This is a genomic window from Bacillus sp. EB V-12, from assembly GCF_056158125.1.
Genome location: NZ_JBUXJL010000007.1, coordinates 187,304 through 201,058 on the forward strand (window position 1 = coordinate 187,304; position 13,755 = coordinate 201,058).

Annotated in this window: 16 protein-coding genes; 8 read left to right on the forward strand and 8 right to left on the reverse strand. The window is 36.3% G+C overall.

Features of this window, described 5'->3' with window-relative positions:
* Nucleotides 1–16: 16 nt before the first annotated feature.
* Nucleotides 17–862, forward strand: coding sequence for an octanoyl-[GcvH]:protein N-octanoyltransferase (gene lipL, locus ACZDYH_RS21265; RefSeq protein ID WP_000071951.1), 846 nt, complete (start codon nucleotides 17–19; stop codon nucleotides 860–862).
* Nucleotides 863–910: 48 nt separating this feature from the next.
* On the opposite strand, the gene pta is transcribed toward lipL, so the two are convergent.
* Complete coding sequence (pta, locus tag ACZDYH_RS21270; RefSeq protein ID WP_000067215.1) at nucleotides 911–1,882, reverse strand: phosphate acetyltransferase; 972 nt, start codon at nucleotides 1,880–1,882, stop codon at nucleotides 911–913.
* A 255-nt stretch (nucleotides 1,883–2,137) separates the two neighbouring features.
* Here pta and hemQ point away from each other — a divergent pair, with 255 nt between their 5' ends.
* The 4 genes from hemQ (at nucleotide 2,138) to gerQ (ending at nucleotide 5,551) form a co-directional block, all read left to right on the forward strand.
* Nucleotides 2,138–2,881: a hydrogen peroxide-dependent heme synthase gene (gene hemQ / locus ACZDYH_RS21275; protein ID WP_001287598.1), complete on the forward strand. Its 744-nt coding sequence runs from the start codon at nucleotides 2,138–2,140 to the stop codon at nucleotides 2,879–2,881.
* Nucleotides 2,882–3,080: 199 nt separating this feature from the next.
* A complete protein-coding gene (locus tag ACZDYH_RS21280) occupies nucleotides 3,081–4,352 on the forward strand; it encodes a serine hydrolase (RefSeq protein WP_025709658.1) in 1,272 nt (423 codons plus the stop codon).
* Between the two features lie 320 nt (nucleotides 4,353–4,672).
* Nucleotides 4,673–5,095 carry a cell wall hydrolase CwlJ gene (gene cwlJ, locus ACZDYH_RS21285; protein WP_000538167.1) on the forward strand — a complete coding sequence of 141 codons (423 nt, stop codon included), beginning with the start codon at nucleotides 4,673–4,675 and terminating at the stop codon, nucleotides 5,093–5,095.
* Between the two features lie 27 nt (nucleotides 5,096–5,122).
* A complete protein-coding gene (gene gerQ, locus ACZDYH_RS21290; protein ID WP_000068652.1) occupies nucleotides 5,123–5,551 on the forward strand; it encodes a spore coat protein GerQ in 429 nt (142 codons plus the stop codon).
* A 30-nt stretch (nucleotides 5,552–5,581) separates the two neighbouring features.
* Here gerQ and ACZDYH_RS21295 read toward each other — a convergent pair whose 3' ends face one another.
* The 3 genes from ACZDYH_RS21295 to ACZDYH_RS21305 all read right to left on the reverse strand — a co-directional run bounded on the left by ACZDYH_RS21295 (nucleotide 5,582) and on the right by ACZDYH_RS21305 (nucleotide 7,301).
* Entirely contained in the window at nucleotides 5,582–5,950 is a 369-nt protein-coding gene (locus tag ACZDYH_RS21295; RefSeq protein ID WP_000688315.1) for a DUF423 domain-containing protein, read from the reverse strand.
* A 64-nt stretch (nucleotides 5,951–6,014) separates the two neighbouring features.
* Nucleotides 6,015–6,302, reverse strand: a complete 288-nt coding sequence (locus ACZDYH_RS21300; RefSeq protein ID WP_025709656.1) for a YwdI family protein — start codon at nucleotides 6,300–6,302, stop codon at nucleotides 6,015–6,017.
* A gap of 6 nt (nucleotides 6,303–6,308) precedes the next feature.
* Nucleotides 6,309–7,301 carry a potassium channel family protein gene (locus tag ACZDYH_RS21305; protein WP_000993980.1) on the reverse strand — a complete coding sequence of 331 codons (993 nt, stop codon included), beginning with the start codon at nucleotides 7,299–7,301 and terminating at the stop codon, nucleotides 6,309–6,311.
* Between the two features lie 95 nt (nucleotides 7,302–7,396).
* On the opposite strand from ACZDYH_RS21305, the gene ACZDYH_RS21310 reads away from it, so the two are divergent.
* The 3 genes from ACZDYH_RS21310 to ACZDYH_RS21320 all read left to right on the forward strand — a co-directional run bounded on the left by ACZDYH_RS21310 (nucleotide 7,397) and on the right by ACZDYH_RS21320 (nucleotide 10,232).
* Nucleotides 7,397–8,680, forward strand: coding sequence for a purine/pyrimidine permease (locus ACZDYH_RS21310; protein WP_000847035.1), 1,284 nt, complete (start codon nucleotides 7,397–7,399; stop codon nucleotides 8,678–8,680).
* A 227-nt stretch (nucleotides 8,681–8,907) separates the two neighbouring features.
* Nucleotides 8,908–9,729 carry a Cof-type HAD-IIB family hydrolase gene (locus ACZDYH_RS21315; protein WP_000221395.1) on the forward strand — a complete coding sequence of 274 codons (822 nt, stop codon included), beginning with the start codon at nucleotides 8,908–8,910 and terminating at the stop codon, nucleotides 9,727–9,729.
* Nucleotides 9,730–9,938: 209 nt separating this feature from the next.
* The gene (locus ACZDYH_RS21320; protein WP_000953396.1) at nucleotides 9,939–10,232 is read left to right on the forward strand and encodes a DUF3817 domain-containing protein; all 294 of its coding nucleotides are present in this window, start codon (nucleotides 9,939–9,941) and stop codon (nucleotides 10,230–10,232) included.
* Nucleotides 10,233–10,273: 41 nt separating this feature from the next.
* On the opposite strand, the gene ACZDYH_RS21325 is transcribed toward ACZDYH_RS21320, so the two are convergent.
* From ACZDYH_RS21325 to ACZDYH_RS21340, 4 genes are read right to left on the reverse strand one after another with little or no spacing between them, the layout of a single operon-like run.
* The gene (locus ACZDYH_RS21325) at nucleotides 10,274–10,951 is read right to left on the reverse strand and encodes a uracil-DNA glycosylase (protein ID WP_000432519.1); all 678 of its coding nucleotides are present in this window, start codon (nucleotides 10,949–10,951) and stop codon (nucleotides 10,274–10,276) included.
* A gap of 19 nt (nucleotides 10,952–10,970) precedes the next feature.
* Nucleotides 10,971–11,963 (reverse strand): ABC transporter permease, encoded by a 993-nt coding sequence (locus tag ACZDYH_RS21330; protein ID WP_434713198.1) that lies wholly within the window; start codon nucleotides 11,961–11,963, stop codon nucleotides 10,971–10,973.
* The gene (locus ACZDYH_RS21335) at nucleotides 11,956–12,873 is read right to left on the reverse strand and encodes an ABC transporter ATP-binding protein (RefSeq protein WP_016123903.1); all 918 of its coding nucleotides are present in this window, start codon (nucleotides 12,871–12,873) and stop codon (nucleotides 11,956–11,958) included. The genes ACZDYH_RS21330 and ACZDYH_RS21335 overlap by 8 nt, the downstream gene beginning before the upstream one ends.
* A complete protein-coding gene (locus tag ACZDYH_RS21340) occupies nucleotides 12,870–13,751 on the reverse strand; it encodes an SGNH/GDSL hydrolase family protein (RefSeq protein ID WP_002022849.1) in 882 nt (293 codons plus the stop codon). Before ACZDYH_RS21340 ends, ACZDYH_RS21335 begins: the two co-directional genes overlap by 4 nt.
* Nucleotides 13,752–13,755 lie beyond the last annotated feature (4 nt).

Sequence of the window (13,755 nt, forward strand, 5' to 3'; positions counted from 1 at the left end):
ATAAGGGGTTAGTTATATGAGCAATTCCCGTTCCATTTTATCTCAGCCAGAGTGGCGCATTGTAGATCAATCTAGTTTAGGACCAACATTCCATGCACTTCAGTCATTCGCAATGGATGACACATTATGCACAAGCATTGGAAATGGCAAGTCAGCCGCAACAATGCGTTCTTGGGTTCATCACAATACAATTGTCCTTGGCATTCAAGATTCACGCCTTCCGCATTTAGAAGAAGGTATTTCTTTTTTAAAACAAAACAACTTCAATGTCATTGTTCGTAATTCTGGCGGGCTTGCGGTCGTGCTTGATGAAGGTGTTTTAAATGTATCACTTTTATTTCAAGAAACAGAAAAAGGTATCGATATCGATCTTGGATACGATACAATGTGGCATTTGATTAAGGAGATGTTAAAGGATTACGACGTTACTATCGAGGCAAAAGAAATTGTTGGCTCTTACTGTCCTGGTAGTTATGACTTAAGTATTCGCGATCAAAAATTCGCTGGTATTTCACAACGTCGTATTCGCGGGGGTGTCGCTGTCCAAATTTACCTCTGTGCTACCGGAAGTGGCTCTGAGCGTGCCGCACTCGTTCGTGATTTCTACAACCTAGCAATTCAAGGGGAAGAAACACGCTTTACGTACCCTGAAATTGTACCAAGTACGATGGCCTCACTCTCAGAATTACTTGGCGAAACCATTACAGTACAAGATTTAATGATGCGTCTTTTAAAAACATTGCAGCAATTCGCTCCAAAGTTAACAACATCTCAATTAACAATAGACGAGATTCCTTTATATGAGACGAATTTACAACGTATTATTGATCGTAATAATAAAGCACTTGGCTTAGAAAAATAAAGACCGTCGCTATAATAGCGACGGTCTTTATTTCAATTCATTATAGAATTAAAGTGCTTGAGCTGCTGTAATTAAAGCTAACTTGTACACTTCTTCTTCGTTACATCCACGAGACAGATCATTTACAGGCATGTTTAAGCCTTGTAAGATTGGTCCTACTGCTTCGAAGTTACCTAAACGTTGAGCGATTTTGTAGCCGATATTGCCAGCTTCTAAGCTTGGGAATACGAATACGTTAGCATCACCTTTAATTGTAGAACCTGGAGCTTTTTTCTCAGCTACAGATGGTACGAATGCAGCATCGAATTGGAATTCTCCATCTAAAGTTAACTCAGGAGCCATTTCTTTTGCAATGCGAGTTGCTTCTACAACTTTTTCTGTTTCTGGAGATTTCGCAGAACCTTTTGTAGAGAAGCTTAACATAGCAACACGTGGATCAATGCCGAATAACTCAGCAGTTTTCGCACTTTCGATACCGATTTCAGCTAAATCTTGGCTGTTTGGTGCAATGTTAATTGCGCAATCAGCGAATACATATTTCTCTTCTTCACGTACCATGATGAATACGCCAGAAGTTTTTGTAACGCCTGGTTTTGTTTTAATAATTTGAAGTGCTGGACGAACTGTATCAGCTGTAGAGTGAGCTGCACCACTTACTAAACCGTGTGCTTTGCCCATGTATACAAGCATTGTACCGAAGTAGTTTTCGTCTTTAAGGATTTTGCGAGCGTCTTCTTCAGTCGCTTTACCTTTACGGCGTTCAACGAAAGATGCTACCATTGCATCCATTTCTTCGTATGTAGCTGGGTCGTAAATATCAACGCCTGCTAATGTTAAATTCATGCTAGCAGCTTTTGCGCTAATTTCTTCCTTATTACCAACTAAGATTGGTTTTACTAACTCTTCTTTTGCTAAACGCTCTGCAGCGCCTAAAATTCTTTCATCAGTTCCTTCAGGAAGTACGATAGAAATGCCTTTTCCTTGAACTTTTTCTTTTACTGTTGTAAATAAGTTGCTCACGAATAAACCCTCCTACATATGTTAAAAAAACTCTATCTTTAAGAATACTGCTTTTCTTCTATATTTTAAACTTATAGCTCCCAAAAAATAGATAAAATAAAAATGATTATATTTTCATAAAATTCAGCCGTTAAATTCACCTTGCTTAAACACTTAAATGTGACAATTTTATGCGCCAAGGTTTTATATAGATGATTTTAAAACTATATATGCTATAGTTAACGTGTAAAACTATCATTAACTGAGGTGAATAGAATGAGTGAAGCAACAACAACGTTAGATGGCTGGTATTGTTTACATGATTTACGTTCTATTGATTGGGCTGCATGGAAAACATTATCTAGCGACGAACGCGGACAAGCAGTGTCTGAATTTTTAAATGTCGTTGAAAAATGGAACGAAGTAGCTACTGCGAAAAAAGGTAGTCACGCAATGTATACAGTTGTTGGCCAAAAAGCTGATATTATGCTTATGATTTTACGTCCAACAATGGAAGAGTTAAATGAAATTGAGACAGAATTGAATAAAACAACTTTAGCTGAATATATGGTTCCTGCATATTCTTACGTATCTGTTGTTGAATTAAGCAACTACCTTCCAGCTGATGAGGATCCATACCAAAACCCGCAAATTTTAGCTCGTTTATATCCTGAATTACCGAAAGCAAATCATATTTGCTTCTATCCAATGGATAAGCGTCGCCAAGGTGATGACAACTGGTACATGCTTCCTATGGAAGAACGTAAAAAAATGATGTACAGCCATAGTAAAATTGGTCGTCAATACGCAGGTAAAGTACGCCAAGTGATTTCAGGATCTGTTGGATTCGACGATTTCGAATGGGGCGTAACATTATTCGCTGACGATGTTCTTCAATTTAAGAAACTTATATACGAAATGCGCTTCGATGAAGTAAGTGCTCGTTATGGTGAATTTGGAACATTCTTCGTTGGAAACATTTTACAAGACGAAAAAGTAGAGAAATTTTTACACATATAAATGGTGAAAAGGAACGAAATTCGTTCCTTTTTTTATTCTTCTCTATATTTATCCTCAAAAATCTCCTTTTTTCTGCACTTTTGAAGAAAAACCAACATTTTTTCAAATTTCTTGTAAAATTGTAACCTTTTTATATGTAAAGATATGCTAAAATGATACGAGCTATATGCTAAATAACGATGCGAAGGTGATAATCTATATGAAAAAAATCTTGTCTATTTTACTATTGCTTGTATTGTCAATTTCTTCCTTAGGAGTAACAACATCCCATGCGGAAGAAAAAATACATATTGAGGCGGCGGCTGCACTTTTATTTGATGCAGATACAGGAAAAATACTTCACGAGCAAAATCCAGATGAATTGCTAGCTATTGCTAGTATGTCAAAATTAATTGTTGTTTACGCTGTTTTAGAAGCAATTAAAGAAGGAAAAATCACATGGGATACGAAAGTAAATATTTCTGATTACGCTTATGAAGTCTCTCGTAATAATGAATTCTCTAATGTACCGTTCGAAAAAGGACGTCAATATACTGTAAAAGAATTATATCATTCTATTGTTATATTCTCTGCAAATGGATCTAGTATTGCTTTAGCAGAACTTCTTGCAGGAAGTGAGAAAAACTTCTTAAATCTTGCAAATGAACATGCTAAAAAGCTAGGATTAAAGAAATATAAATTTGTAAACGCTACTGGCTTAAATAACGCTGACTTAAAAGGAAAACATCCTGAGGGTACTGATCCAAATGCAGAAAACTCTATGTCAGCTCGTGATATGGGTATGCTTTCAAAAGCAATGATTACAAAGTATCCAGAAATGCTAGAGGATACAAAACAAAGATTTAGAAACTTCCCAGACAATCACCCAAAACCAATTCGTATGGAAAACTGGAATTGGATGTTACCAGGAGCTGCTTTCGCTTATGAAGGTACTGATGGTTTAAAAACCGGAAGTTCTGATACAGCTGGATACGGATTTACCATTACTGCTAAACGTGGTGATGTACGTCTTATCTCGGTTATTATTAAAACAAAATCAATGGATGAACGTTTCACGGAATCTCGTGAATTAATCGAATATGGATTTAATAACTTTGAAAAACAAAAACTAAAAGTTAGTAAAAACAATACAATCTCTGTAGTAAAAGGGAAAGAAGACCAAGTAACTGTTGCACCCGAAAAAGAAATAACAGTAATTGCGAAAAAAGGTAGCAAAGAGCCTTATAAAATTGGAACTGAATTAGATAAATCTCTTTCTGAAGATGGACATTTAGTTGCTCCTATTAAGAAAGATACCAAAGTAGGCTCAATTACTTTAGAATCAACTGATAAATATGGTTTCTTAGACGGTAGTAAAAGTATGAAAGTTACTGCAAAAACGACAGAGGAAGTTGAAAAAGCAAATTGGTTTGTGTTAACAATGCGCTCTATTGGTGATTTCTTCTCAAACTTATGGTCTAAAGTTTTTTAATAAAAAAAGCTGGCTCACGCTAGCTTTTTTTATTTTCCACTCTCAATGTAAAACTTCGTTTGGTTGTCATATCTGAGTCCTTTTCCTCATACGTATGAACTAGTAATTGTTACACACTTCATCTAGAGATAAAGTGAAACTTTAATCAGTGGGGGAATCCCCCGCTGATTATTAGTTGAACCAATCGGGCGTTTACGGGCAGTTTGATCTCCCATCTAATTTCTTTACTTCAACCAAATTTTAGGGCAGGAGTCTTACTGCCTGTTAATGCGGGATAAACCTCTTTCCAAAAGGTATTACAAAAAGAGAGGTGACACATAATGGGCGTTATTGCTTATAACGAAGAAGATGTAAAGTTGTTGGCTAGACTGATGCGTGCTGAAGCCGAAGGAGAAGGGCAACAAGGAATGTTAATGGTCGGAAACGTTGGGGTAAATCGTGTCCGCGGAAATTGTTTAGACTTTAAAAGCATTCGTAATTTACGTCAAATGGTTTATCAAAACCCCGGCGGTTTTGAAGCAACGCAAAAAGGATATTTTTATCAACGGGCACGCGAACAAGATATTGCCCTAGCGAGACGGACCATTCAAGGGCAACGTTTTTGGCCTGCCAACTTTGCCTTATGGTTCTTTAGACCTGAAGGTGCATGTCCACCAACTTGGTATAACCAACAAAACTCTGGTCGCTTTAAAAAGCACTGCTTCTTCCAGCCATCTGCTGGAGACTGCCCTAGCGTATATTAAGGAATAAAAATGAGGAGGGATTTTTGAATGGCACAGCAACAAAATCCGTACTATGGAACAGGTTTTTATCAACCATCTGGAACTTATGTACAACCGCAACAAATGACTCAACAACAGCAGCAAGCGATGCAACAACAAACAGCTCAAGCTGCGCAAGCTCAATATGCAATTTCTCAAGGCATGTTACCTCTAGAGCAATCCTATATTGAAAATATCCTTCGTTTAAACAAAGGTAAGCAAGCTACGGTTGTAATGACCTATGAACGTGGCAGTTCCCTTGGCACACAATCTTATACAGGTATTATTGAAGCAGCTGGCCGTGACCATATCGTTATTAGTGAACCACAATCAGGAAAACGCTATTTACTACTAATGATTTACTTAGATTACGTAGAATTTCCAGAAGAAATTACGTATTTACCTAGTCAACAAGCAACTTATACTCCAAGACCATAAAAAAAGCTGGCAAATGCCAGCTTTTGTTTTTTATAATCCTTTTACAACTGCAGTCCCTACTAGAATCCACGCCACAATAAACGCTACACCACCAAGAGGTGTAATTGGACCAAAGAACTTAATACCTGTCGTACTTAATGCATACAAACTACCTGAGAACATAATAATTCCAGCTACCATTAGCCAACCAGCAGTAGTTAAAAGTGATGATTGAACCTTATCCATCAATAAAGCAACTACGAATAGTCCACCTGCATGAAACATTTGATATGTAACGCCTGTTTTCCACACTTCTAACATTTTTGCAGAAATTTTATTTTCTAAACCGTGTGCTCCAAAGGCCCCTAACGCAACAGATAGCCCCGCTGCAATACAACCTAGTAAAAAGAAAATTTTCATCTTAATTCCCCTTTTTTACCTTTATCATAAGCAATTTTTTCATATAAGCCAAACGATTTATCTTCTAAAAATCAAATAAAGAGTTACCGTTTGCATCACTTTCTTTTATATATACTGGCTCCCCAGAAACAGGTGCAATTGGTTGCATAGTTGTTACTGGTTGTGATTCAATTACTTGCGATGGAATTTGCGGTTCTCTATATGTAGATGTTTCAACTTGTTCATCTAATAATAAGTCACATAAAGCACGCACAACTAATAAATGTTCTTTTGACTTTTGTCCTTCACTACTTTTCGCCTTCGCAATTTCATTCGCCATTTTATTTAAAATCTTGCCGCTAGATATTTGCATTCCTTATCACCTCGTACTTTGTAATTCTTTCTCGAATTGTCCCAATTTCTCTACTGAACCAAATACTATTATCATATCACGTTCTTTCAATTTTTCCTGCCCTGCTGGATTATGTATAATATCCCCATTTCTTGAAATCGCTAATATTGTTACATCAAACTGATTCCTTACATTACTCTCTAGTAACGATTTACCAACTAATATTGAATCTTTTCCAACTAGAATTTCTTCAATGACAAATGACTGTTCTATTCCATACAACACTGTATCAATATAATGAACGGTTAATGGATTTGCAATACCTTTTGCGATATGAATACCTGCCATACTAGATGGATTAATAACCTTATTTGCACCGGCACGCCTTAATTTCTCTTCAGTTTCTGGCTTTTCAGATCTCGCCACAATTTTAATCGTATCGTTTAACCCTCTTGCTGTTAATGTAATAAATACATTTTCGGCATCATTTGCAACAATAGCAACTAAACCAGCTGCTTTTAAAATTCCGGCATTATGTAATACTTGATCTTCCGTTGCATCTCCATGTACAAATAAAAGCTTTTCCTGCTCCAATATACTTTCATCTTTATCAACAACGACAAATGGAATATTCTTTTCTTGCAATTCATGTACAACTTGAAGCCCCACTCTACCGCAACCACATACTATAATATGATTTTTCAACTGCGCTATTTGTTTATCCATCTTCTTCCTCCGTACTGCATGAAATAAATTCCCTTCAATAATCATAGCTGCCACTACCCCAATTGCATACGTAACAATACCTACGCCAACAGGAATAATAAGAAGCGCAAATACTTTCCCCGCTTGCGTTACAGGAACGGCATCTCCGTATCCAACAGTCAATACAGTAATCATTGTCATCCAAAATGCTTGAAACAAACTAATCTCTTCAATCGTCATAAATCCTATCGTTCCTAGAATTACAACAAAAGTCATACATATAACTGCTATCCATAATTGCTTACGTGCATTCATACCGTGTTTCAACTCTTTTCTCTATCTACAATCTTTGCCAGTGGAAATAAAATACGTATATACTAGATACGGAATCTATGAAAGAGGTTGATATAATGAAGACATTTCTTTCCGCCTTACAATGGGCACTATTTATTTTAGCTGGAAGCCTTATTGTACCAATTAGTGTCGCAACTAGTTATGGTCTTGATGGTGCTGAAGCTATCGCATTCGTACAAAGAACGTTATTTGTTCTAGGTTTTGCTGGTCTCTTGCAAGCTATATTTGGGCATAAACTTCCTATTCAAGAAGGTCCTGCTGGCCTTTGGTGGGGAATTTTCTCCCTTTACGCAAGTTTAGGCGTCGTGCTATTTGGATCAAGCAATGAGACACTTAAAGTTCTTCAATATGCTTTCTTATTAAGCGGTATTATTTGTATTATTCTTAGCGTTTTTGGACTTATTGATAAACTCGTTCGCTATTTTACACCGACAGTCATTGGAACGTATTTATTTCTTCTTGTCGCGCAGCTTAGTGGCTCCTTCTTAAAGGGAATGTTTGGCCTTGATGGAAAACATACAGAAGTACAACCTAACGTATTTATTCTTTCACTCATTGTTATTTTACTATCCTTTTTCATCATGAAGCTACCTATTATTGGACAATATTCCGTTCTTTTCAGTATCGTATGCGGCTGGATATTATTCGCATGTTTCGGATTATCTAATCCAATAACACCAGTGACAGACATAATCCGTTTTCCATCCTTATTTGTTTTCGGAATGCCTCGTGTTGAATGGAACATGGTAATTACGGTCATTTTCGTTACACTCTTACTTCTAACAAATATGTTAGCAAGTATTCGCGTTGTACAAAAGGTTGTCTCTAAATATGAAGAAAACGCTGCATCAGATCGTTTTAAACAAGCTGGCATTATCACAGGAATCAACCAATTGCTAGGCGGCCTATTTTCAGCTATTGGGCCTGTCGCTATTTCTGGATCAGCAGGTTTTATTGCAACGACTAATATTTATAAACGTCTCCCGTTTATATTAGGGTCAAGCTTTATTATTGTCGTTAGTATATTTCCAAAGATTACTTCATTCTTTGCGGCAATCCCTGTTGCAGTTGGTTATGCCGCTATTTATCCTGTATTCGCAAGCATGATTGGTCTCGCCTTTCGAGAATACGAAACTGTCCAGGATAAAGAACGATTATTTAAAGTAGCCGGTCTTTCAATCTTTACAGGAGTCGGAGTTATGTTTGTTCCAGCAGGAGCATATTCCACACTTCCACCATTTCTAGCATCGTTTTTAAGTAATGGTCTCGTTCTTGGATCTGTAATGGCAATCTTGCTAGAAATACTATTTTCTCGTTCCGTTGCAAAACAAATATCTTAAATTGGAAAACTTCCATTATTGCACTCTACCTTTAGAGTTGTTACGATAAAATCAAACTTTAATCATTGGGGTTTTATTCTTCCCCAATGATTATTAACCAATATTATGAGTAACAACTCATAATAATTTATCTACTTCTTTTCAAAGAGGTTTGATGTCTTACTATTATTCCTCAACATCTTCATGAACATGTATTTTGATTTCAATTAAAGAAAGGAATTTTCTATATGACTTATAAAATGATTGTTTTAGATTTAGATGATACTTTATTACGTGATGACCATACTATTTCACCTCGTACGAAAGAAGCGTTAATGACTGCACAAGAGCAAGGTGTAAAGGTTGTACTTGCTTCTGGACGTCCAACGTTTGGTATGCGCAATGTAGCCAAAGAACTTCGTTTAGAAGAATACGGCAGTTTCATTCTATCTTTTAATGGTGCAAAAATTATTAACTGTAAAACAAACGAAGAAATCTTTAGTAGTACGCTATCTCCTGAAATCGTTCACAACCTATTTGAAATTAGTCAAACTGAAGATGTATGGATTCATACTTATATGGGCGATGATATCGTAACGGAAGAAAATAATCCTTATACTGAAATTGAGGGCGATATTACCGGTATGCCAATTGTTGTAGTAGATGACTTTAAAGCCGCAGTTAAAGAGCCTGTAGTAAAAGTATTAATGAATAAAGAGGCTGAACGCCTTGTTGAAGTTGAAAAGAAACTACAAAAACAACTAGAAGGCCAATTAAGCGTGATGCGTTCGAAACCATTCTTCTTAGAATTTACAGAAGCCGGTGTTACAAAAGGAACGAGCTTAAACAAACTGATTCAAAAGCTTGGCATTAAGCGTGAAGAAGTTATCGCAATGGGCGATAGCTATAACGACCAAGCAATGATTGAATTTGCTGGTCTTGGCGTTGCAATGGGAAATGCACCTGATGATATTAAAGAAATTGCAAACTACGTAACAGATACAAATATGAACGATGGTGTTGCAAAAGTTGTAGAGAAATTCGTTTTAAAAACGGATGTACTTGTTTAATATTTTCATTCACAAAACCTATTTGAAGTCAAATACTTCAAATAGGTTTTTATTTAAATTCTCATGCTTTTGTGACTATATTTTGAACTTTGCACTATTCTCGTAGTGTAAACTTTCTTTTTGTATATAATGAAACAAAATAGACTATTTTATTTTGAAAAAGAATACAAATTTACTATATACAAGCATACGTTAAAGGAGGCTACTTTATGTTATCTACACCAATCGGACGATTAAGAGCAATTGGACTAGTTGAAGGTATTTCTTTCCTATTACTATTATTTGTAGCAATGCCATTGAAATATTTCGCAGGATTTGCAACAGCTGTTAAAATTACAGGCATGGCTCATGGTGTTCTATTTATTCTATTCATCTTTGCAGTAATTCAAGTAACAATCGTACACCGTAAATCAATTTTATGGGCACTTGGAGCATTCGTTTCATCAGTTATCCCATTTGGTACTTTTGTACTAGATGCAAAATTAAAGAACGAGCAACAATGATAATAAAAAGGTAGTTAACAACTGTTAACTACCTTTTCTATTTATAAATTTGGAATTTCCCAATCAATTTCTCTTTCGCCCATATTAGCTAAAATCGTATTTATTTTAGAATATGGCTTACTACCAAAGAAACCACGTCTTGCCGATAATGGGCTTGGATGTACAGATTCGATAATATGATGATTCGGATTCGTAATTAATTTCTTCTTCGCCTGCGCATGGCGCCCCCACAATATGAAAATAACTGGCTTTTCACGTTCGTTCAACAGTTCAATTACACGATCTGTGAAGTGCTCCCATCCTTTTCCCTTATGAGAATTTGCTTCGCCTTGACGAACTGTTAATACGGTATTTAGTAATAATACTCCTTGTTCCGCCCATTTTACTAAATAACCGTTATTCGGGATTTCATAACCATATTCATCTCGAAGTTCTTTATACATATTTAACAATGACGGTGGTGTTTTAACACCAGGTTGCACAGAAAAGCTTAAACCATGCGCTTGATTCGGTCCATGATATGGATCTTGCCCTAAAATGACAACCTTTGTATTTTCATAACTTGTATACTGAAGAGCGTTAAAAATATCTTCTACCTTCGGATAAACAACATGCGTGCTGTATTCTTCTGTCAAAAAACTGGATAGAGTAAGATAATACTCTTTCTCGAATTCTGGTGCCAATAGTGGCTCCCAATCATTCTTTAAAACATTTTCCATACTGTCACTTCCTGTCTAATTAATTCACCATATCCTGTCTTGTAAATACTACGAACGAAATAACAAGAGAAACAACTGCCCAAACAGTTAAATTCATCAAAGAAAATCCCATCGATAAACCTTGTAATGCAGGTAATTTTCCTGATAAATAATCCGTTAATGATAAATTCACACTAAAAATATATTTGGCGCCTTCCCAAGATGTTGCGAACGAGCTTAAAATACCGCCTGCAATTAATGCAGCTAGCATAACGCCCATACCAGCTGGTGTATTACGAATTAAAACAGAGACCATAAATGATATAGTTCCGACAACGATAGCAACAAACCAGGCTAGTCCATACGCCATTAAGATGTATTGCCACTGCGGAATAAGATGCACAAAGTTCGTATTTAACGTTTCCTTATCAATGACGAATCCTGTTAAAACAGGTAAATTCCATCCCGAGTACCCAAATACAAGCCCTGATAATATGTAAGCAAACAAACCTACAAGAAACAGTATGAGCGAAATGAAAAATAACATCGTCACGTATTTACTAAGGAGTATTTTCCAGCGCCGAATCGGCCGCGTAAGTAACATCTTCATCGTCCCATCACTTCGTTCTCCTGAAACGATATCAATGGCGACAATCATTACGAGAAGCGGAATAAATAATGTAATTCCTTGTTCAATAAATGCTCTGACAAAAGTCGGTGCACCCGGTTCCATCGGATTAATATCATGATCTAAATAATATTGTTGTTGCTCAACTCTTACCTTTAACCAATCACGCCATTCTTCTGGCAACCTAGAATTGTTCAACCGGTTCTGAGAATCAACAATTTGCTGTTGCAATGAAACCTTCCAATCAGTTGTACCGAGTCTTTTTTGTGTCGTTTCTATTTCACGATACTGCGCATACACAAAAAGCGGGATCAAGATTGCTAAAATAAGCATGACAACAAAAATACGTTTCTTGCGGTAAATCTTTTCTGATTCATTTAAAACTAGATTCGCAAATTCACGCATGCTGCTCACCCCTTGTGAGTTCAATAAATAAATCTTCTAGCGTAAATACAAGCTCCTTAACGCTATGTACATCTATTTCATTTGCGACAAAGTGTTTATTCCAACTACTTATAGATGCAATATCCATGCGGCATAGTAATCGATCGCCTTCTACACTCACTTCCCTTACTTCTTCGGCCGCTTCTAGCATATCTTTCGCCTTAGAAATCGGTGTAACAATCCATTCTACACGATCACTTGCTGTTTTAATTAATTCTTCAACCTTGGCAACTGTTATCATCTTTCCTTTATGAATAATAGCAACGCGATCGCATATCATTTGCACTTCACTTAGCAAGTGGCTTGAAATAAACACGCTCATATTTTCTTCTTTTACAAGCTTATGTATAAATTCCCTAAGTTCTCTAATCCCTGCTGGATCTAAACCATTCGTTGGTTCATCTAATATGAGCAATTTCGGATTTCCAAGGAGCGCCTGCGCAATTCCAAGGCGTTGTTTCATACCAAGTGAGTACGTTTTTACCTTGTCATGAATTCTTTCATCTAAATGAACCATTTCAGCAATTTCAATAATACGTTCATCTGATATATCACCTAACATACGAGCAAATTGCTTTAAATTTTCCCATCCCGTTAAATATGTATACAACTCTGGGTTTTCAACGATACTCCCAATTTGACGCATCGCTTTTCTGAAATTTTCCTTAATCAAATAACCACCGATAGAAATCGTACCTTCTGTCGCCTTAATCAATCCGACTAACATTCGAATCGTAGTCGTCTTTCCAGCACCATTTGGTCCTAAGAACCCGAACACTTCTCCTTGCTTTACATCAAAGGAAATATTCTCTACAAGAGTCTTCTTTCCAATTACCTTCTTCAAGTCTCGTACGGAAAGTATCGTCGTCATTTTACCCCTCCTTGTTCTAGTTTTAATTTACTTACAACATTTTGAACTAAACGTTCTGCCATATACGTATAACCTACTTCGTTCGGATGAAAATGATCAGAGTATAATAAATCTTTCCCGCGGTTTTGGAATAAATCAAATGTCGGTGTAATATACACATTTTTATCGTTTAGCGCTAATTTCTCTAAAGATGCATTCCAGTCCACAACAATGTTTGAAGACCCTTTTAAATCTTCTACATCTTCAAAAGGATTGTATAAACCAAGCCAAAAAATCGGACTATCTGTATTTAATTTACGAATTTCTTCTATAATTTTCTTTGCTTCATTTTGAAACGTCTCTGTGTCAGGACGATACGTCTCTAAATCTATTTTCCCAAGTGATTCCCAGCCTGGGAACAAATCATTTCCACCAATCGTTAACACAATTACATCTGCTTGCTTAATTGAATATTGAGCGCCATTACTTTCAATTTGTTTTAATAAATCGGGCATTTTTGCACCACTAACTGCTAAATTTGTTAATGCAATTTTTTGCTTATAATCTTTTTGTAAATCCTCTTTCATTCGCCCAACATAGCCAATTCCTTCTTTATCACCAACGCCACGCGTTAATGAATCACCTAAACTAACGATTTGTAACGTTCCCGTTTTCTTTTTCTCTTTTGCCACTACATCGGTCTTTTTAATTAAATTTGAAGCTTTCGGATTTAATACATCATTTACACCTGAAACAAAGCCATATGCAAATAAACAGAAAGATGCAATTGTAATGAGTAGAATTACTTTTACTACTTTTGATCTCATATCAAAACCCCTTTTAGCCCTCATAGATTGTCCATAATTATACCAAACGAAATTTTGAAAAGCGATTTTCACACCT

What these genes read in the sequence shown, in the direction of transcription:
- ACZDYH_RS21330 (WP_434713198.1), bottom strand. Translation starts at nt 11,963, where the DNA reads ATGCGTGAATTTGCGAATCTAGTTTTAAATGAATCAGAAAAGATTTAC.
- ACZDYH_RS21295 (WP_000688315.1), bottom strand. Translation starts at nt 5,950, where the DNA reads ATGAAAATTTTCTTTTTACTAGGTTGTATTGCAGCGGGGCTATCTGTT.
- ACZDYH_RS21310 (WP_000847035.1), top strand. Translation starts at nt 7,397, where the DNA reads ATGAAGACATTTCTTTCCGCCTTACAATGGGCACTATTTATTTTAGCT.
- ACZDYH_RS21280 (WP_025709658.1), top strand. Translation starts at nt 3,081, where the DNA reads ATGAAAAAAATCTTGTCTATTTTACTATTGCTTGTATTGTCAATTTCT.
- ACZDYH_RS21325 (WP_000432519.1), bottom strand. Translation starts at nt 10,951, where the DNA reads ATGGAAAATGTTTTAAAGAATGATTGGGAGCCACTATTGGCACCAGAA.
- ACZDYH_RS21305 (WP_000993980.1), bottom strand. Translation starts at nt 7,301, where the DNA reads ATGAATGCACGTAAGCAATTATGGATAGCAGTTATATGTATGACTTTT.
- hemQ (WP_001287598.1), top strand. Translation starts at nt 2,138, where the DNA reads ATGAGTGAAGCAACAACAACGTTAGATGGCTGGTATTGTTTACATGAT.
- cwlJ (WP_000538167.1), top strand. Translation starts at nt 4,673, where the DNA reads ATGGGCGTTATTGCTTATAACGAAGAAGATGTAAAGTTGTTGGCTAGA.
- ACZDYH_RS21300 (WP_025709656.1), bottom strand. Translation starts at nt 6,302, where the DNA reads ATGCAAATATCTAGCGGCAAGATTTTAAATAAAATGGCGAATGAAATT.
- ACZDYH_RS21315 (WP_000221395.1), top strand. Translation starts at nt 8,908, where the DNA reads ATGACTTATAAAATGATTGTTTTAGATTTAGATGATACTTTATTACGT.
- ACZDYH_RS21335 (WP_016123903.1), bottom strand. Translation starts at nt 12,873, where the DNA reads ATGACGACGATACTTTCCGTACGAGACTTGAAGAAGGTAATTGGAAAG.
- gerQ (WP_000068652.1), top strand. Translation starts at nt 5,123, where the DNA reads ATGGCACAGCAACAAAATCCGTACTATGGAACAGGTTTTTATCAACCA.
- ACZDYH_RS21320 (WP_000953396.1), top strand. Translation starts at nt 9,939, where the DNA reads ATGTTATCTACACCAATCGGACGATTAAGAGCAATTGGACTAGTTGAA.
- lipL (WP_000071951.1), top strand. Translation starts at nt 17, where the DNA reads ATGAGCAATTCCCGTTCCATTTTATCTCAGCCAGAGTGGCGCATTGTA.